Here is a 19045-nt window from a genome sequence, read left to right on the forward strand (position 1 = left end):
ACCCCTGGGCGATGTCACACCCGTCGATTAGAATGTATGTACTAATCGAGTTCCTGACCTGGGAGGACGCTCGTGACCGCGCCCGTCAACGCCCCCCTCACGCCGTACGCCACCCTCCTCGGCTTCACCCGGTACGTCGACCGCACCGGGCCCACCAAGGCAAGCTTCGTCGGCGGGCTGCGCAAGCAGCGGGCCAGCCGGCACGGCTTCAACCCGCACGGCCAGTTCGTCAAGGCGCTCAAGGCCGACATCGCCTTCCACACCGGCGGCACCCACCTGGCCGGGGTGGCCGATCTGGTCAAGCCGCGCTGGCGTCCGCTCTACCAGGCGCTGACGCCCGGCGCGACGGCGTGGCTGGAGTCGCTCGGCGAGCCGACCGGCGTCGACCTGGCGCAGACCCGCGACGCCCTCGCGATGCTCGGCGACCTGCCCGTCAAGATCAACCCCCACTTCGGCATCCGGTACGCCGACGGCCACGCCGAGGCGGTGCGACTGCACTTCGACGAGACCCCGCCGAGCGAGGAGGCGGCCCTGGCCACCCTGCACCTGATGGCCCGGCACATGGACGCGGTGCTGCCGCACGCCGAGCCGGTCCTGGTCGACGTGCGGCGCGGGGTGACCCACCGGACGCCCGAGCACGTCAAGCCGGCACAGGTCGAGCAGTGGCTGGCCGGCGAGGCGGCCGCCTTCCGGGCCATCTGGTCCACCGCCGCCTGACCACGATTCCGGCACATCCATCTACGCATTGACCTGCTTAATTGTTTAAGACAGATCGGACGGCAGCGTCGCCGTCCGATCTGTCTGTCGTTGCAGACTTCCCCAAAGACCGTTCCGATCATCGCGGAAGCCGACACCGACCGTAGAGTGTTGCGGAAATAAGTTCATCTACCTCGATGTGTAACGGCGCAGGGACGCACCAGTTCGATCGGAGGTGGAATTCCCGATGAGTCATGTCCGGTTCCGCTACTTCGCCGGAGCAGAATCGATCCCCCCTGATTTCGTCCACCGAATACGCACCGACCTGGCCCGGTCGATGCCCCGGCACCGGGTGGCCGACTACCTGACCACCAAACAGCACATCCTGCGGGAGAGCCACCACCTCGTCGCCGCCGAGACAACCCAGGGGTGCGTCGGGCTCGTCGCCGCCACCGAACGCGACCCCGACGACCGGCCCTTCACCTACGTCGAAACCCTGCTGGTCGCCGAGGAACACCACGGGGGAACCGTCGCCTTCGGCCTCGTCTCCCGACTGTTCCGCGAAATCACCCGCCGACGCGGCGAATTCCCGGAACTGGTGGCGATGAAGACCTACACGCCGAAGGCGTACACGGTCATGCGCCGGTTCACCGTGCACGACGACATCCGCTGCTATCCGTCCCTCGACGGCTCCGACCCCGACGAGGTGCGCCGGCTGGCCGGCCGGCTGGCCGCCCAACTGTCACCGGAGTGCCGGTTCGATCCCCGTACCGGGGTGATCGTGCACGGCGGCGGCACGGTCGGCAGCGATTTCTGGCAGTACCGGCCACGCTCCGGAAACCGGCGCGTCGACGCCTTCTTCTCCGCCGAGGTCGGGGAATTCGACCGGGTGCTGTGCCTGGTGCACGCCCCGACACCGGCCGCCCGCGCGGCACTGACCGCGGCGTTGCGTATCACCCCGAATCCGGCACCCCGACAGGAGATCGCGTGAACGACGTAACCATGTCCGGCGGCGCGGCACGGGACTGGCTGGCCGGGAAGGGCTACCCGTTCACCGACAACGTCGAATTCCGCCGCTCGGCCGGCGAGTTCGACGGGGGCGGCCAGTTCGGCGTCGAGATCCCGGCGGTGAACTCGATGCGCGACCTCGAAATCATGGTCAAACTGCTCAACGAGCACGGCGTCCGGGTCACCCGGTTCAACGAGACGTTGGGGTCCTTCCTGCTCTCGGACGCCGAACTGACCGACATGTTCGCGCTGTGCCGGGAGAACGACCACGGCATCGTGGTCAGCCTGGGCCCCCGCCCCGAGTACGACACGAAGAGCGCCTTCTACCGCACCGGTTTCGGCCTGGAGATGGGCCGGCAGATCAACAACAGCGACGGCATCCGCGCCTGCGTGGCCGAGGCGCTGCGGCTCGCGGCGCTCGGCTGCCGGGGCATCACCGTCTACGACATCGGCGTGCTGCGGGTGCTCGCGGAGCTGCGGTCGGACGGGCTGCTCCCGGCCGACCTGGTCTTCAAGACCTCCAGCCACTGCATGCCGACGAACCCCTTCCTGGCGCGGATCTTCGCGGAGAACGGCGCCGACAGCATCACCCTGGCGCACGACCTGGGCCTGCCGATGATCCAGGAGATCCGGCGGCTCAACCCCGAACTGCCGATGGACGTGCCCACCGACGTCTACCGCACCAAGGGCGGCTTCATCCGGTTCTACGAGCTGGCCGAGATCGTCCAGATCGCCGCGCCGGTGATGCTCAAGATGGGCGCGAGCGTGCAGGAACACCCGTACGACCCGCCGAGTGAGGCACGGACCGTCGAACGGGTCCGGCGCGTCGCCCGCGGCCTGGAAATGCTCGACCGCCACCTTCCCGACAAGACCGCCATCTCCCGCCGCAGCCGGCAGTACGCGATTCCGGCCGCGGCGTCCGACCGACGACAGGGGCCGGCAAGCGCATGACCACCAACGAGCACGCCGCATTCAAGCAGGAGGTCGACGAACTGCTGCGGCAGATGGTGCAGCAGTTCTACCGCGAGGTCGAGGGCGCGGACCACCTCTTCCGGGCCAGGGACATCAACATGGCCTACTACCAGCGGCACGTCATCGAGATCATTCTCCGGCTGCGGATGAAGCGGTGGATCGACGCGCTGACGATCCACTACTTCACCAAGCACAACCCGGTGCTGGCCAAGAAGTGGTGTGCGTACACCGAGGACGAGATGCTGCACGACTCGATGTTCGCCAAGGACCTGGAACGGGTCGGGGTGAGCCGGGAGGAGATCTACTCGACCGAGCCGATGTTCTCCACCAAACTGCTCCAGGGCTACTTCTACTACGGCCTCGAACACGAGGGCCGACCGCTGGCCTCGCTGTCCAGTTCGTACTTCATCGAGAACGTCTCGCTGATGACCCAACCGGACTGGATCGAGAACGTCGAGCAGGTGCTCGGCGCGGGCATGGCCAAGGGTCAGCAGGCGCACGTCAACCACGACCTGGAGGACGACCACACCGATTTCGTGTGGGACGTGCTCATGACGTTCGTGCACACCGACGACGACCGGCGACGGGTGGTGGAACACATCACCAACGTGTACCGGCTGTTCTGCGCCTTCTACACCGAGCTGTACCACCGAACCGTGCTCAAACAGGACGGCGCATTCGCGGTGGTGAAAGCACTGACCACCCCCTGAGGAGGCGAATCGCGGGCGGACGCGGGTCACCTCGGGGCACCGGTCGCGGTGTTAGGGTCGGGCCCACCTTCCGTCGGACGGCGGTCACGTCACCACCGGTGGCGTGACCGCCCGTCGACCTCCGCCGCCGAGGAGAATGATCGCGATGGCCGTCACCGGCAACCGTCGTGCCGTCGTTTCCGTGCAGAGCCGGGAATGCAGCCCCGAACTGTTGGAACGGTTGAGCGGGTCGACCCTGTTTCCCGAACGGCCGGTCGGGGCGGCGATCGTCTCCGTGGTCTGCCGGGGCGGCGGTTCGCTGCTCTACCTCACCGCGCCCCGGATGATCGACGCCGACCGCCAGGTGGACTACTTCCTCGGGCTGCTGCCGCAGGAGCCGGTCGACGGGCGGGACCCCCGCCGGGACCGGGTGGTCATCGGCAGCCTCGACGACTCCTCGCCCCGTTGGCTGAGCGACAAGCTGCTCGACCCGACGAACCCGGCGGCCACCCGGCTGCGCGAGCGCGTGGCCGACTTCGTCGCTGCCGCCCGGCAGGCGGGCGACGAGGTCGCGCTGAGCTACTTCGAACCGTCGGGCAACCTGCAGGACTACGCCGCCACCCTCGGGGTCCCCGGGGACCAGGCCGACGCCGGGTACATCCCGCTCGGCACCAAGAGCGCCGGCCGGGACATGTTCCGGGCGCTGGGTATCGAGGTGCCGGCGGGCACCCCCGAGTGCCACGACGTCGACACGCTCGCCGAGGCGGTCGCCGACCTCGTGCTGGCCGGGCGACGCCGGCTGGTGCTCAAGCTGAGCAGCACCGCGTACGGCGCCGGGATGGGCAACGCCACCGTCGACCTCACCGACGTCACCGGCACCGACCGGGCCGAGGTGGTCGCCGAGGTGGCCAAACGGCTGCCCGACAGCCGGCTCGTCGACGGCAGGCTGGGCTGGGCGGAGTTCGCCGGCCTGATCCCCCACGCCGGCATCGTCGCCGAGGAGTTCGTCGGGGCCGACGAGCTGCGCAGCCCCAGCTTCCAGGGCCGGGTGACCCCCGCCGGTGCCGTCGAGTGCGTCTCCACCCACGACCAGGTGCTCGGCGGGGCGGGGTTGACCTACGTCGGCAGCTCGTTCCCGGCCGACGCCGCCTACCGCGCCACCGTGGTCGAGTACGGCCTGCGCGTCGGCAGGTACCTCGTGGCGCAGGGCGTCACCACCGGCGACTACGGCGTCGACTTCATCGCCGCCCGCCGGGGTGACACGTTCCGGGTGCTCGGCTGCGAGCTGAACCTGCGCGCGACGGGGACCAAGCACGGTTTCGTGATGGCCAGCCACCTGCTCGACACCGTGCCGGACGCCGACGGCCGGCTGTTCACCGACACCCCCGACGGCCGCGCGGAGCGCGTCTACCAGGCGTCCGACTCGATCACCGACCCGTCGTTGGTGGGGCTGGCCCCGGCCCGGCTGATCGACGCCGTCGAGCGGTCACCGCTGCGCTACGACCACACCCGGCGGACCGGCACGGTGCTGCACATGCTCAGCGCGCTGCCCGCCTACGGCAAGTTCGGCGCGGTCTGCATCGGCCGGGACGCGGCCGAGGCGGCGGAGCTGATGCGGCGTACCCGCGCCCTCGCCCTGGACGTGGCGGCCCACGACGCCTGAACGCGCCCGGCCGGGGCGACGGCCCCGGGCTCAGTCCTCCGAGGCGGGGCGGCTCGCCGGGACGGTCGGCATCGGCCACTGCCCCGTCCGGACGATGGCGGAGGCGTCGAGCCGCTGCTCGGCCCAGATGTAGGTGTCCGGCAGCAGATCGGCCACCGGCACCTTGCGCAGCGCGTCCAGCGGCCCGACGATGACCTGGATGCCCGGGTGGTAGTCGAGCAGCACCTGCCGGCACCGCCCGCACGGCGGGATCACCCCGCGTCCCCGGTCGCCCACCGCGACGATGGTCTCCAACTCCCCCACGCCCTGGGTGGCGGCGGCGCCGATGGCCACCAGCTCCGCGCAGGGGCCACCGGTGAAGTGGAACAGGTTCACCCCGGTGAAGACCCGGCCGTCGGTGGTCCGGGCCGCCGCCGCGACGGTGTGGTTCTCGCTGCGGCAGCGCAGCTTGGCGACCGCCGTGGCGGCCTGGACCAGCGCGCGGTCGGTGTCCAGCATCGTCGTCGTCATCCGGCAGCCCCCGTGGTCGCGTCGTCGGCGCTCAGCGTAGCCCGGCGGCGGCCCGTTTCCCGGGCAGCGCACCGGGGGACGTGACCGGCCACCCACCGCACCGCGAACCCGCCCCCACCCGGCCCGCGACCTGCACCGCGACGGCCGGGGGACACCCGGCTCACCGGCGGCCGTGGGGTGCCGGGGCGTAACCCGGGGGCGGTCCGGCGGTCGGCTGCCTATCCTTGGCGACGACATGCAGAATCCAGCCGCCTCCGGTCCCGCCGCGCCCGCCGACGCCCCGACCGCCCGTGAGCTGCACCGCCGGCTCACGCCGTTGATGTTCCGTGACCAGCGTCGCCTGCAGCGGCGGCTGGACGGGGTGCGCCGGCTGCGCGACCCGCAGCGGCGCGACGAGGCGCTGGCCGAGATCGCCGCGGAGGTGTCCCGGGCGGAGGGCCGGCTGGCCACCCGGCGGGCCGCCGTGCCGACGATCACGTACCCCGCGCAGTTGCCGGTCAGCGAACGCCGCGACGACATCGCCGCCGCCATCCGCGACCACCAGGTGGTGATCGTGGCCGGCGAGACCGGCTCCGGCAAGACCACCCAGCTACCCAAGATCTGCCTGGAGCTGGGTCGGGGGATCACCGGCCTGATCGGGCACACCCAGCCCCGCCGGCTGGCCGCCCGGACGGTCGCCGACCGGATCGCCGAGGAGCTCGGCACCGAGCTGGGCGACGTGGTCGGCTACAAGGTGCGCTTCACCGACCAGGTGAGCGACCGCAGCCTGGTCAAGCTGATGACCGACGGCATCCTGCTCGCCGAGTTGCAGACCGACCGGATGCTGCGCCAGTACGACACGTTGATCATCGACGAGGCGCACGAGCGCAGCCTCAACATCGACTTCATCCTCGGCTACCTGCGCCAGCTGCTCCCCCGGCGACCCGACCTCAAGGTGGTCATCACCTCGGCGACCATCGAGACCGACCGGTTCGCCCAGCACTTCGCCGACGCCGACGGGCGGCCCGCGCCGGTGGTCGAGGTCTCCGGGCGGACGTACCCGGTGGAGGTGCGCTACCGGCCGCTGGTGGAGGTCGCCGAGGGCGACGACGACGGGGGCGACGACGAGGAGAACGTCCGCGACCAGATCCAGGCGATCGGTGACGCGGTGCAGGAGCTGGCCGCCGAGGGGCCGGGCGACATCCTGGTCTTCCTCAGCGGCGAACGGGAGATCCGGGACACCGCCGAGGCGCTGGGCAAGCTGACCCAGTCGAAACGCCCGCTGCTCGGTACCGAGATCCTGCCGCTGTACGCCCGGCTGTCGGCGGCCGAACAGCACCGGGTCTTCGCCCCGCACGCCGGCCGCCGGGTGGTGCTCGCCACGAACGTCGCGGAGACCTCGCTGACCGTGCCCGGCATCAAGTACGTGGTGGACCCGGGTTCGGCCCGGATCTCCCGCTACTCCAGCCGGCTCAAGGTGCAGCGGCTGCCCATCGAGCCGGTCTCCCAGGCGTCGGCCAACCAGCGCAAGGGCCGCTGCGGCCGGACCTCGGACGGCATCTGCATCCGGCTCTACGACGAGCAGGACTTCGCCTCCCGGCCGGAGTTCACCGACCCGGAGATCCTGCGCACCAACCTCGCGTCGGTCATCCTCCAGATGACCGCGATCGGCCTCGGTGACCTCGCCGCGTTCCCGTTCATCGACCCGCCGGACCGGCGCAACGTCACCGACGGGGTCAACCTGCTGCACGAGCTGGGCGCGCTGGACCCGACCGAGACCGACCCGGCCAAGCGGCTCACCCCGCTGGGCCGGCGGCTGGCCCAGCTCCCGGTCGACCCCCGGCTGGCCCGGATGGTCATCGAGGGCGAACGCAACGGCTGCGCCACCGAGGTGTTGGTGATCGCCGCCGCGCTGTCGATCCAGGACCCGCGGGAACGGCCGGCGGAGAAGCAGGCCCAGGCCGACCAGGCGCACGCCCGGTTCACCGACCGGGAATCCGACTTCGTGTCGCTGCTCAACCTGTGGCGGTACCTGCGCGAACAGCAGCGGGAGCTGTCCTCCAGCGCGTTCCGCCGGATGTGCCGGGCGGAGTACCTCAACTACCTGCGGGTCCGCGAGTGGCAGGACATCGTCGCCCAGTTGCGCCAGGTGCTGCGTACCCCGGAGCAGGGTGACGGGCGGCGGGGCCGGCGGGGCGCGACGCAGGCCCCGGCCGACGGGGGCCGGCGCGGTCCGGCCGCCGACCTGCCGGAGGAGATCGACACCCCGAAGGTGCACCAGTCGCTGCTGCCCGGCCTGCTGTCGCACATCGGGCTCAAGGACGCCCAGAAGCACGAGTACCTGGGTGCCCGGGGGGCGAAGTTCGCGGTCTTCCCCGGTTCGGCGCTGTTCAGGAAGCCGCCGCGCTGGGTGATGGCCGCCGAGCTGGTGGAGACCTCCCGGCTGTGGGGGCGGGTCGCCGGGCGGGTGGAGCCGGAGTGGGTCGAGCCGCTGGCCCAGCACCTGGTCAAACGCAGCTACAGCGAGCCGCACTGGGAGAAGAAGCAGGCCGCCGTGATGGCCTACGAGAAGGTCACCCTGTACGGCGTCCCGCTGGTCACCTCCCGCAAGGTCAACTTCGGCCGGATCGATCCGGCGCTGAGCCGGGAGCTGTTCATCAGGCACGCCCTGGTGGAGGGCGACTGGCAGACCCACCACCAGTTCTGGCGGGACAACGAGAAGCTCCGCACCGAGATCGAGGAGCTGGAGAACCGGGCCCGCCGCCGGGACATCCTGGTCGACGACGAGAGCATCTTCGCCTTCTACGACCAGCGCGTCCCCGCCGACGTGGTCTCCGGCCGGCACTTCGACGCCTGGTGGAAGACCGCCCGCCGGGAACAGCCCGACCTGCTCACCTTCACCCGGGAACTGCTGGTCAACGCCGGCCGGGGCGGGGTCGACGAGGCCGACTTCCCGGACGAGTGGCGGGCCGACGGGGTGACCCTGCCGCTGACGTACACCTTCGACCCGACCGCGCCCACCGACGGCGTCACCGTCGACATCCCGCTGCCGCTGCTCAACCAGGTGCCGGCGGAGAGCTTCGACTGGCAGGTGCCGGGGCTGCGGGAGGAGCTGGTGATCGCGCTGATCCGGACGCTACCCAAGGCGGTCCGGCGCAACTTCGTCCCGGTGCCCGACCACGCCCGCGCGGCGCTGGCCGCGATCACCCCCGGCGAGGAGCCGCTGCTGGACGCGTTGGCCCGGCAACTACGCCGGATGACCGGGGTGACCGTGCCCCGGGAGGCGTGGGAGCCGGCCAAGCTGCCCGCGCACCTGCGGGTGACGTTCCGGGTGATCGGCGACGCGGACCAGCCGGTCGCCGAGGGCAAGGACCTGCCGGCCCTGCAACGCCAGCTCCGCCAGGAGGTACGCCAGGTGGTGGCCGCCGCCGCGCCGGAGCTGGCCCGCAGCGGGCTGACCGGGTGGACCATCGGCACCCTGCCGCGCACCGTCGAGCAGGTCCGGGCCGGCTACGCGGTGACCGCCTACCCGGCGCTGGTGGACGAGGGCACGACGGTCGGGGTGAAGGTCTTCGACTCCGAGGCCGAGCAGGCCGCCGCGCACTGGGCGGGCACCAGGCGGCTGCTGCGGCTGACCGTGCCGTCACCGGCGCAGTTCCTGCAGGGGCGGCTGAGCAACGAGGCGAAGCTGGCGTTGAGCCGCAACCCGCACGGCGGGGTGCAGCAGCTCATCGCCGACGCCGCCGGGGCCGCCATCGACAAGCTGATCGCCGACGCGGGTGGGCCGGCCTGGGACGCCGACGGCTTCGCCGCCCTGCGCGACCGGGTCCGCGCCGACCTGGTCGACACGGTCGTGGAGGTGATGGGCCGGGTCCGTCAGGTGCTCGCCGCCGCGTACGCGGTGGAACAGCGGCTCGGCGCGACCCGCAACCTGGCGGTGGTGGCCGCCCTGGCCGACCTGCGCCAGCAGCTCACCGGCCTGGTGCACGACGGTTTCATCACCGAGACCGGGTACGCCCGGCTGCCCGACCTGCTGCGCTACCTGACCGCGATGGAACGTCGGCTGGACCGGCTGACCGCCAACCCGCAGCGGGACAAGTCTCAGCAGGACCGGATCGCCACGGTGCAGCAGGAGTACCGGGACATGGTGGCCGCGCTGCCCCCGGCCCGCCGCGCCTCGGCCCCGGTACGGCAGATCCGCTGGATGATCGAGGAGCTGCGGGTGAACGTCTTCGCGCAGGCCCTCGGCACCCCCTATCCGGTCTCCGAGCAGCGCATCTACCGCGCGATGGACGACGCCGAGGGGCGCTGATCAGGGCAGCGGCTCAACGCCCGGCGGCAGGTCGCTGGTGCTGGTGGCCGCGTGCACGTAGTCGAGCAGGATGCGCCGCAGTTCCCGCCCGGCGTGGGTGGGCACGACGTCGCGGCGGCGGGCCACCGCGATGGTCCGCCGCACCCCGGGCGGGGCGAGCCGGGTGACCCGGATGCCGGGGCGGCGGCTGACCACGATGCCCGGCACCAGGGCGATGCCCAGTCCGGCCTCGACGAAGCTGAGCACGGCGTCCATCTCGCCGCCGTCGACCGAGAAGGTGGGCTCGAAGCCGGCCTCCCGGCACGCCTGGATGGTGGCGTCGCGCAGGTCGTAGCCCTCGCGGAACATCACCAGCGGTTGGTCGCGCAGGTCGGTGATCCGCAGTTCGCCACTGACCAGGGCGGCGGGCAGCGGCTCCACCGAGGCGATCACCAGGCTCTCCCGCAGGATCGGGTCGACCCGCAGCCCGGGGTCGGCCCCCTGCGCGGGCATGATGATCAGGGCGAGGTCGAGGTCGCCGCGCAGCAGGTCGCGGACGAGATCCTGCGAGCCGCCCTCCTCGACCCGCAGGTCGACGGCGGGGTGGGCGTCGCGGAACCGGCGCAGCACCGGCGGGGCGAGCGAGGTGGCCAGGCTGGGGGTGGCCCCGAGCCGGACCCGGCCCCGGCGCAGGCCGACCAGTTCCTGCACCTCCCGGGTGGCGGTGTCGACGTCGGCGAGGATGCGTTTGGCCAGCGGCAGCAGCACCTCGCCGGCGGCGGTGAGGGCGATGTTGCCGCGTATCCGCTCGAACAGGGGGGCGCCGAGGGTGGTCTCCAGAGCGTGAACTTGCTTACTCAACGACGGCTGGGTTATGCCGACGATGTCGGCGGCTTGGGTGAAATGTCGTACTTCAGCCACCGCGACGAAGTACCTCAGCTGATGGAGCTGCATCTTCATAGCTTACGGCTATCGAGACTGCGAGTTCGATGCATTGGACGACTGATTGCCGGGCTCCTAGCGTCGGTCAGGTGGTAATCACGAAAACTCGGTCGCCCATCCGCTCCAACGTCGGCCTCAAGGCCGTCATGGCGGTGACGGGCATCATGCTCGTGCTGTTCCTCGTCGCCCACATGCTCGGCAACCTCAAGGTGTTCACCGGCGAGACCTCGTTCGACCACTACGCGCACTGGCTGCGCGACATCGGCAAGCCGCTGCTGCCCGGGGTCTGGTTCCTGTGGATCCTGCGCACCGCGCTGGTGGTGGCCGTGATCGGGCACATCTGGGCGGCGACCGTGCTGGCCGTACGGGCCCGCGCCGCCCGCCCGGTGCGCTACGCCCACCGCAAGAAGGTCCAGGGCAGCTACGCCGCGCGCACCATGCGCTGGGGCGGAGTGATCATCCTGCTCTTCGTGATCTACCACATCCTGGACCTGACCACCGGCACCCTCAACCCGGTCGGCGACGCCAGCAACCCGTACGGCAACGTGGTCGCCGACTTCGCCCCCGACCGCTGGTACGTGACGCTGTTCTACACGCTGGCGATCGTCACCGTCGGCTTCCACCTGCGGCACGGGGTGTTCTCCGCGTTGCGCAGCCTCGGCCAGCAGACCCCCCGGGGCGAGCGGCGGGCCCGCACCGCCGCGCTGGTCTTCGCCGTCGTGCTCTGCGCCGGCTACCTGGTGGTCCCGTTCGCCGTACTCACCGGATTGGTGTCCTGACATGGAACTCTTCACCGAGGGCGAGCCGATCGCCGACACGAAGGCTCCCGACGGCCCGGTCGAGAAGCGCTGGGAGACCCGCCGCTTCGAGGCCAAGCTGGTCAACCCGGCGAACCGGCGCAAGCTGACGGTGATCGTGGTGGGCACCGGCCTGGCCGGTGGCTCCGCCGCCGCCACCCTCGCCGAGCAGGGCTACCGGGTGCGCAGCTACTGCTACCAGGACAGCCCGCGCCGCGCCCACTCGATCGCCGCGCAGGGCGGCATCAACGCCGCCAAGAACTACCGCAACGACGGCGACTCGGTGCACCGGCTCTTCTACGACACGGTCAAGGGCGGTGACTTCCGCTCCCGCGAGTCGAACGTGCACCGGCTCGCCGAGGTGTCGGTCAACATCATCGACCAGTGCGTCGCCCAGGGCGTCCCGTTCGCCCGCGAGTACGGCGGGCTGCTGGACACCCGCTCCTTCGGCGGCGCGCAGGTGCAGCGCACCTTCTACGCCCGGGGCCAGACGGGCCAGCAGCTGCTGCTCGGCGCGTACCAGGCGCTGGAGCGGCAGATCGGCCTGGGCAACGTGGAGATGCACACCCGGCACGAGATGCTGGAACTGGTCGTCGTGGACGGCCGGGCCCGGGGCATCGTGGTCCGCGACATGGTCACCGGTGAGATCAGCACCGAGATGGCCGACGCGGTGGTGCTCGCCTCCGGCGGCTACGGCAACGTCTTCTACCTCTCCACCAACGCCAAGGGCTGCAACGTCACCGCCTCCTGGCGGGCGCACCGCAAGGGCGCGTACTTCGCCAACCCCTGCTACACCCAGATCCACCCGACCTGCATCCCGGTCTCCGGCGACCACCAGTCGAAGCTGACCCTGATGAGCGAGTCGCTGCGCAACGACGGCCGGGTCTGGGTGCCGAAGGCCAAGGGCGACGACCGCGACCCCCGGCAGATCCCGGAGGACGAGCGGGACTACTACCTGGAGCGGATCTACCCGTCGTTCGGCAACCTGGTTCCCCGGGACATCGCCTCCCGGGCCGCCAAGAACGTCTGCGACGAGGGCCGGGGCGTCGGGCCGACCAAGCTCGGGGTCTACCTCGACTTCGCCGACGCGATCGAACGGCTCGGCCGCAGGGCCATCGAGGCCAAGTACGGCAACCTGTTCGAGATGTACGAGCGGATCACCGGCGAGGACCCGTACCAGGTGCCGATGCGGATCTACCCGGCCGTGCACTACACGATGGGCGGGCTGTGGGTCGACTACGACCTCCAGTCGACCATCCCCGGCCTGTTCGTCATCGGTGAGGCCAACTTCTCCGACCACGGCGCGAACCGGCTCGGCGCGTCGGCCCTGATGCAGGGCCTCGCCGACGGGTACTTCGTGCTGCCCACCACCATCGCCCACTACCTGGCCTCCGGTCCGCTGGACAAGGTCGACGCCAGCCACCCGGCGGCGGTGCAGGCCCGGCGCGAGGTGGAGGACCGGATCGCCCGGCTGCTGGCCGTGAACGGCGACCGGACGGTCGACTCGTTCCACCGGGAGCTGGGCCAGATCATGTGGGAGCACTGCGGGATGGAGCGCTCCGAGGCCGGGCTGCGCAAGGCCATCGACGAGATCCGGGCGCTGCGGGAGCAGTTCTGGCAGCGGGTCCGGGTGCCGGGCGACGGCGAGGGGCTCAACCAGTCGCTGGAGAAGGCCGGCCGGGTGGCCGACTTCTTCGAGCTGGCCGAGCTGATGTGCATCGACGCCCTGCACCGCGAGGAGTCCTGCGGCGGCCACTTCCGGGCCGAGCACCAGACCCCCGACGGTGAGGCGCAGCGCGACGACGACCGGTTCGCCTACGTGGCGGCCTGGGAGTTCACCGCGACCGGTGAGCCGGCCGTGCTGCACAAGGAAGACCTGAAGTTCGAGTACGTCCACCCCACGCAGCGGAGCTACAAGTGAACCTGACCCTGCGCATCTGGCGTCAGTCCGGCCCCCAGGACAAGGGGCGGATGGTGACCTACCCGGTCGACGACGTCTCCCCCGACATGTCGTTCCTGGAGATGCTCGACGTGCTCAACGAACGGCTGATCCTCGCCGGGGAGGAGCCGGTCGCGTTCGACCACGACTGCCGCGAGGGCATCTGCGGCATGTGCGGTCTGATGATCAACGGGGACGCGCACGGCCCGCAGCGCGGCACCACCGCCTGCCAGCTGCACATGCGGCAGTTCTCCGACGGCGAGACGATCGACATCGAGCCGTGGCGGGCCCGCGCCTTCCCGGTGATCAAGGACCTGGTGGTCAACCGGAACGCCTTCGACAAGATCATCGCGGCCGGGGGCTACATCACCGCGCCGACCGGCAGCGCCCCCGAGGCACACGCCGCGCCGGTGGCCAAGGCCAACGCCGACGCCGCCTTCGAATCCGCCGCCTGCATCGGCTGCGGGGCCTGCGTGGCGGCCTGCCCCAACGGCTCCGGCATGCTCTTCACCGCCGCCAAGGTCACCCAGCTCTCGCTGCTGCCGCAGGGCCAGCCGGAGCGCTACACCCGGGTGATCGGCATGGTCGACGCGCACGACGAGGCCGGCTTCGGCGGCTGCACCAACGCCGGCGAGTGCACCGCGGTCTGCCCCAAGGGCATCCCGCTGAACACCATCGGCCGGCTCAACCGGGACTACCTCACCGCCACCGCCAAGCGCGGCGACACCCCCGGCTCCTGAACACCTGCTCCACCACGACCGCCGCACCCCCGGCTCCGGGGAGGCGGCGGTCGTCGTCTCTCCTGCGGTGCGCTGTCGCCGGCGTCCCCCGGGATGCGCGGCGGCGGGTCGCCGGGCGGTCCGGCGCGGGCAGCAGGCACGCCGCCGGTTCAAGCGCCCCTGCCGGGGTAGCAGACCCCTCGACGGCACCGAGAGGGGACAGCAGCGATGAAGGCACTGACCTGGCACGGCACGCGCGACGTCCGGGTGGACGAGGTCCCGGACCCCCGGATCGAGGCACCGACGGACGCGATCGTCCGGATCACCTCGACCGCGATCTGCGGCTCCGACCTGCACCTGTACGAGGTGCTCGGGCCGTACCTGAAGCCCGGTGACATCCTCGGGCACGAACCGATGGGCATCGTCGAGGAGGTCGGCTCCGGGGTGACCCGGCTCAAGCCCGGCGACCGGGTGGTCGTCCCGTTCAACATCGCCTGCGGGCACTGCTGGATGTGCGAGCGGCAGCTCTTCGCCCAGTGCGAGACGACCCAGGTGACCGCCGAGGGCAAGGGCGCGTCGCTGTTCGGCTACACATCCCTCTACGGTTCGGTCCCCGGCGGGCAGGCCGAGTACCTGCGGGTCCCGCAGGCCCAGTTCGGCCCGATCACCATCCCGCAGACCGGCGCCGACGAGCGCTACCTGTACCTCAGCGACATCCTGCCGACCGCCTGGCAGGCGGTGAAGTACGCCGACACCCCGCCCGGCGGCACCCTGGCCGTGTTCGGGCTCGGCCCGGTCGGGCAGTTCTGCGCCCGGATCGGCAGGCACCTCGGCGCGGGCCGGGTGATCGGGCTGGACCTGGTGCCGGAGCGGCTGGAGATGGCCCGCCGGCACGGCATCGAGACGCTCGACGTCAGCCAGCTCGACGACGTGCCCGGCGCGCTGATCGACCTGGTCGACGGGCGCGGCCCGGACGCGGTGATCGACGCGGTCGGCATGGAGTCGCACGGCTCGACCAGCGGCAAGCTGGCCCAGCACGCCGCCGGGCTGCTGCCGGACAAGCTGGCCGACAAAATGATCGACAAGGTCGGTGTGGACCGGTTGACCGTGCTCAAGGCCGCCCTCAAGGCGGTGCGGCGCGGCGGCACCGTCTCGATCTCCGGGGTGTACGGCGGCGAGGTGGACCCGATGCCGCTGATGGAGATGTTCGACCGGGGCATCCAGCTGCGGATGGGCCAGTGCCACGTACGCCGGTGGACCGACGAGATCCTGCCGCTGCTGTCCGGCGACGACGACCCGCTGGGCGTGGAGGACCTGCGGACCCACCGGATGCCGCTGGTGGACGCGCCGAAGGCGTACGAGATGTTCCAGAAGAAGGAGGACGGCTGCGTCAAGGTCGTACTCGCTCCGTGAGCCGGGTGGTGGTGGTCACCGGGGCCACCAGCGGCATCGGCCGCGCGGCGGCCCTGGAGTTCGCCGGGCGCGGGGACCTGCTGGTCCTCGCCGCCCGCTCCCCCGAAAGCCTGGCCGAGGTACGCCGGGAGTGCCACGACGCCGGCGCCGGGCGGGTACGCACGGTGCCCACCGACGTCACCGACCCCGACATGCTCGACGCCCTGGCCGACACGGCGGTACGCGAGTTCGGCCGGATCGACGTGTGGGTGCACACCGCGGCGGTGATGGCCTACGGCCGGTTCGAGGAACTGCCGGCGGAGGTCTTCGACCGGGTGGTCCGCACCGACCTGCTCGGCGCGGCCGGCGTCGTCCGGGTGGCGCTGCGCCGGTTCCGGGCGGCCGGCGGGGGCACCCTGATCCTCACCGGCTCGGTCCTCGGGCACGTCACCGCCCCCTACATGAGCGGCTACGTGACCAGCAAGTGGGGCCTTCAGGGGCTGGTCCGCACCGTGCAGCAGGAGGCCCGGGAGCTGCCCGGGGTGCACGTCTGCCTGGTCACCCCGGGCAGTGTGGACACCCCGGTCTACCAGCGGGCGGCGAACTACCTGGGGCGGGCCGGCCGGCCCCCGCTGCCGATCACCACCCCGCAGCGGGTGGCGCGGGCCGTCGCGCGCTGCGCCGACCGGCCCCGCCGGGAGGTGTCGGTGGGCCGGGTCAACCTGCTCATGCGGGGTGGCTTCACCCTGCTGCCGGGCGTCTACGACGCGCTCGTCGGGCCGCTGATGCGGCGCGGCGGGCTCACCGGGCAGGCCGTCGCCCCGCACGACGGCGTCGTGTTCGCCCCGGACCCGGCCGGCGCGGCGGTGCGCGGCGGCTGGCTGCCGGAACTGTCCGCCCTGCTGCGCCGGTCCGCCGTACCGGCCGGACGGACGGCCGCCTCGATCGGGACCGGGGTGGCGGTCGCGGCCGGGACGGCGCTGGCGGTCGGGACGGCACTCGCGGCGGGTGGCGCGGCCCGGCGTCGACGACGCTGAGCGGCGCCCCCACCACCCAAGGCCAGTCACCTAGAGTGGTGGCCCGGAGACAACTCCGGGCCACCACTCGACGGGAGAGCCGTGACCACCAGGGTGAACCGCAGGACGGCGCTGGGTCTCGGCACGGCCGCCACGGCCGGAGCGGTGCTCGTCGGCACTGAAGCGTCGGCCGCCGCCCGCCCCGGCAAGTCCGCCACCGCCCAGGCGAGCCCGGAACTCGTCGCCCCCCGGATCGCCGCGGCCTTCCAGCGGGAGAAGTCGCTGACCGGCGGCAACTGGCAGGTCCACCTCAGCCTGGAGAACGGCGTCACCCCGCTGGTCGCGGTCTCCGAGTCCGCCGACCGGCGGGTCGAGGCGTACAGCGTCAACAAGATCGCGGTGGCCGTCGCGGTGCTCGACCGGATCGACCGGGGGCTGCTCACCCTCGACCAGCGGGTCGAGGTGGCCGCCTCGACCGTGGTGCCCGGCGGCGACGGCATCTTCGTCCTGGACACCGCCTACCCCAGTTCGGTGACCGTCGGGCACGTGCTGGCCAACCTGCTCACCGTCTCCGACGACACCGCGTCGCGGCTGTGCGGCCTGGTCTGCCCGGCCGCCGAGATCAACCGCACCCTCGCCGCGAAGGGCTTCCCCAACACCCAGGTGCAGCCGCTGTCCGACCCCCACCGGTTCTATCTCGGCACCAGCACCGCCCGGGAGACGCACGCGCTGCTGCGCGCCCTGGTCGCCGGCACGTTGCTGTCGCCGTCGTCGACCGCCCTCGTGCTCAAGCTGCTGCGCTCCCCGGTCGCCTTCACCGACGGCATCCGGCGCACCATGTCCTCGGCGGAGCGGGCCCGGGTGGCCACCAAGGCGGGCTGGTTCGTCGACGCCCGGCACGAGGCCGGTGTGGTCTTCGACACCACCGGGGCGGCGGTACTGACCTACGTGCTCTTCGCCGACGGCCAGGCCGACCGGGACAACTTCGGTGCCACCCACCCGGTGGTGCAGGCCCGGGCCCGGCTCGGCCGGTTCCTTCTGGACGCCACCACGCAGCTGAGGGGCACCGCCGACGCGCCCCGGTACCGGGTGGCCCGGCAGCGCCCCAGCAACGGCGGCTGACCACCCGGGCCCGCACCACCCGGGCCCGGGTCGTCCCCCGGCCCGCCGACCGGCCACCCGAAGCGGGACGGACCGTGGCTCGACGTGGGCGGGAGCGGTCGGCGGTGACTACCGTGTACTGCGGGACACCGGCGAGGGGGACGACACATGGGGAAAGCGGCGGAGCGCACGGCCGGGCGGACGATCGGCGGGCAGCTGTGGCGGGCGGCAGGGCTGGCCGCGCTCGCGGGCCTGGCGTGGACGGCCCGGGACGTGCCGGCGGCGCTGGGCGGCCGGCTGACCGGCGCACGGGCGGAACGGGCCGCCCGCTCCGCGCAGTTCCGCGACGGCACCTTCCACAACCGGGTCGCCACCCGCACCATGCCCGGCGGTGATCCCGACCGTAACCTGCTGCGGGAACTGCTCTTCGGGCCGCAGCGTCGCCGCCCGACCGCACCGGTCCCGTTGCTGCGGCCCGCCCCCGCCCCGACCACCGACGTCGAGCGGGAGCTGAACGTCGTCTGGTACGGCCACGCCTCGACCCTGATCGAGATCGAGGGACACCGGGTGCTGATCGACCCGGTGTGGAGCGACAGGTGCTCGCCGTCGGCCGTGGTGGGGCCGAAGCGGCTGCACGAGCCCCCTGTACGCCTCGACGAACTGCCCACGGTCGACGCGATCCTCATCTCCCACGACCACTACGACCACCTCGACATGGCCACCGTCCGGGAGCTGGTCCGCCGGCAGTCGGCGCCGTTCCTGGTGCCGCTGGGCGTCGGCGCGCACCTCGACCGGTGGGGGGTGCCCGACGACCGGATCATCGAGCTGGACTGGTCGCAGGGGCACCGGGTCGGCGGCCTGGAGATCACCGCGACCGCCGCCCAGCACTTCTCCGGCCGGGGGCTGCGCCGCGACGGCACGCTGTGGAGTTCCTGGGTGGTCGCCGGGGCGCACCGGAAGGTCTTCTACACCGGTGACTCCGGCTACTTCGACGGGTACGCCGAGATCGGCGCGGAGCACGGGCCGTTCGACGTGACGCTGATGCAGATCGGCGCGTACGACCGGGCCTGGCCGGGCATCCACATGTTCCCCGAGGAGGCGGTCGCCGCCCACCTCGACCTGCGCGGCGACCTGCTCGTGCCGGTGCACTGGGCCACCTTCAACCTGGCCCTGCACGACTGGTCCGAGCCGGTGGACCGGCTCTGGGCCGAGGCCAAGGCGCGCGGCGTACGGCTGGCCGTGCCCCGTCCCGGCGAGCGGGTGGTGGTCGACGACCCGGCGGCGGTCGACGGCTGGTGGCAGACGATCGCCTGACCGCAGGCCCCACCGCC

Annotated in this window: 15 protein-coding genes; 13 read left to right on the forward strand and 2 right to left on the reverse strand. The window is 71.9% G+C overall.

Annotated features, from left to right (window positions below; genetic code table 11):
* The first annotated feature begins 72 nt into the window (after window positions 1-72).
* The 5 genes from ACN265_RS21215 (at window position 73) to ACN265_RS21235 (ending at window position 5028) form a co-directional block, all read left to right on the forward strand.
* Complete coding sequence (locus ACN265_RS21215; RefSeq protein ID WP_421409075.1) at window positions 73-717, forward strand: hypothetical protein; 645 nt, start codon at window positions 73-75, stop codon at window positions 715-717.
* Between the two features lie 226 nt (window positions 718-943).
* On the forward strand, window positions 944-1687 hold the full coding sequence (locus ACN265_RS21220; RefSeq protein WP_421409077.1) for a GNAT family N-acetyltransferase: 744 nt from the start codon (window positions 944-946) through the stop codon (window positions 1685-1687).
* Window positions 1684-2655, forward strand: coding sequence for a hypothetical protein (locus tag ACN265_RS21225; RefSeq protein WP_421409078.1), 972 nt, complete (start codon window positions 1684-1686; stop codon window positions 2653-2655). The genes ACN265_RS21220 and ACN265_RS21225 overlap by 4 nt, the downstream gene beginning before the upstream one ends.
* Window positions 2652-3386 carry an iron-containing redox enzyme family protein gene (locus ACN265_RS21230; protein WP_088646256.1) on the forward strand — a complete coding sequence of 245 codons (735 nt, stop codon included), beginning with the start codon at window positions 2652-2654 and terminating at the stop codon, window positions 3384-3386. The genes ACN265_RS21225 and ACN265_RS21230 overlap by 4 nt, the downstream gene beginning before the upstream one ends.
* Before the next feature lie 145 nt (window positions 3387-3531).
* Complete coding sequence (locus ACN265_RS21235; protein ID WP_421409080.1) at window positions 3532-5028, forward strand: peptide ligase PGM1-related protein; 1497 nt, start codon at window positions 3532-3534, stop codon at window positions 5026-5028.
* A gap of 30 nt (window positions 5029-5058) precedes the next feature.
* Here the strand turns inward: ACN265_RS21235 and ACN265_RS21240 are convergent, their stop codons facing one another.
* Window positions 5059-5538 (reverse strand): cytidine deaminase family protein, encoded by a 480-nt coding sequence (locus ACN265_RS21240; RefSeq protein ID WP_204927927.1) that lies wholly within the window; start codon window positions 5536-5538, stop codon window positions 5059-5061.
* 235 nt (window positions 5539-5773) lie between these two features.
* On the opposite strand from ACN265_RS21240, the gene hrpA reads away from it, so the two are divergent.
* A complete protein-coding gene (hrpA, locus tag ACN265_RS21245) occupies window positions 5774-9829 on the forward strand; it encodes an ATP-dependent RNA helicase HrpA (protein ID WP_421409082.1) in 4056 nt (1351 codons plus the stop codon).
* Here hrpA and ACN265_RS21250 read toward each other — a convergent pair whose 3' ends face one another.
* Window positions 9830-10768, reverse strand: a complete 939-nt coding sequence (locus tag ACN265_RS21250) for a LysR family transcriptional regulator (RefSeq protein WP_357934228.1) — start codon at window positions 10766-10768, stop codon at window positions 9830-9832.
* 29 nt (window positions 10769-10797) lie between these two features.
* Here ACN265_RS21250 and ACN265_RS21255 point away from each other — a divergent pair, with 29 nt between their 5' ends.
* The 7 genes from ACN265_RS21255 to ACN265_RS21285 all read left to right on the forward strand — a co-directional run bounded on the left by ACN265_RS21255 (window position 10798) and on the right by ACN265_RS21285 (window position 19028).
* Complete coding sequence (locus ACN265_RS21255; protein ID WP_204927929.1) at window positions 10798-11529, forward strand: succinate dehydrogenase cytochrome b subunit; 732 nt, start codon at window positions 10798-10800, stop codon at window positions 11527-11529.
* A gap of 1 nt (window position 11530) precedes the next feature.
* On the forward strand, window positions 11531-13468 hold the full coding sequence (locus tag ACN265_RS21260; RefSeq protein ID WP_204927930.1) for a fumarate reductase/succinate dehydrogenase flavoprotein subunit: 1938 nt from the start codon (window positions 11531-11533) through the stop codon (window positions 13466-13468).
* Window positions 13465-14226, forward strand: a complete 762-nt coding sequence (locus ACN265_RS21265; protein ID WP_420118520.1) for a succinate dehydrogenase/fumarate reductase iron-sulfur subunit — start codon at window positions 13465-13467, stop codon at window positions 14224-14226. The genes ACN265_RS21260 and ACN265_RS21265 overlap by 4 nt, the downstream gene beginning before the upstream one ends.
* A gap of 207 nt (window positions 14227-14433) precedes the next feature.
* A complete protein-coding gene (locus tag ACN265_RS21270; protein WP_204927931.1) occupies window positions 14434-15618 on the forward strand; it encodes a zinc-dependent alcohol dehydrogenase in 1185 nt (394 codons plus the stop codon).
* Window positions 15615-16634: an SDR family NAD(P)-dependent oxidoreductase gene (locus ACN265_RS21275; RefSeq protein WP_421409085.1), complete on the forward strand. Its 1020-nt coding sequence runs from the start codon at window positions 15615-15617 to the stop codon at window positions 16632-16634. Before ACN265_RS21270 ends, ACN265_RS21275 begins: the two co-directional genes overlap by 4 nt.
* Before the next feature lie 81 nt (window positions 16635-16715).
* Window positions 16716-17735 (forward strand): serine hydrolase, encoded by a 1020-nt coding sequence (locus ACN265_RS21280; protein WP_421409087.1) that lies wholly within the window; start codon window positions 16716-16718, stop codon window positions 17733-17735.
* Between the two features lie 147 nt (window positions 17736-17882).
* On the forward strand, window positions 17883-19028 hold the full coding sequence (locus tag ACN265_RS21285) for an MBL fold metallo-hydrolase (RefSeq protein WP_421409089.1): 1146 nt from the start codon (window positions 17883-17885) through the stop codon (window positions 19026-19028).
* The last annotated feature ends 17 nt before the right edge of the window (window positions 19029-19045 follow it).

This window comes from Micromonospora sp. WMMD730 (genome assembly GCF_049178955.1).
In the GTDB taxonomy this organism is placed as follows: Bacteria; Actinomycetota; Actinomycetes; order Mycobacteriales; family Micromonosporaceae; genus Micromonospora; species Micromonospora wenchangensis.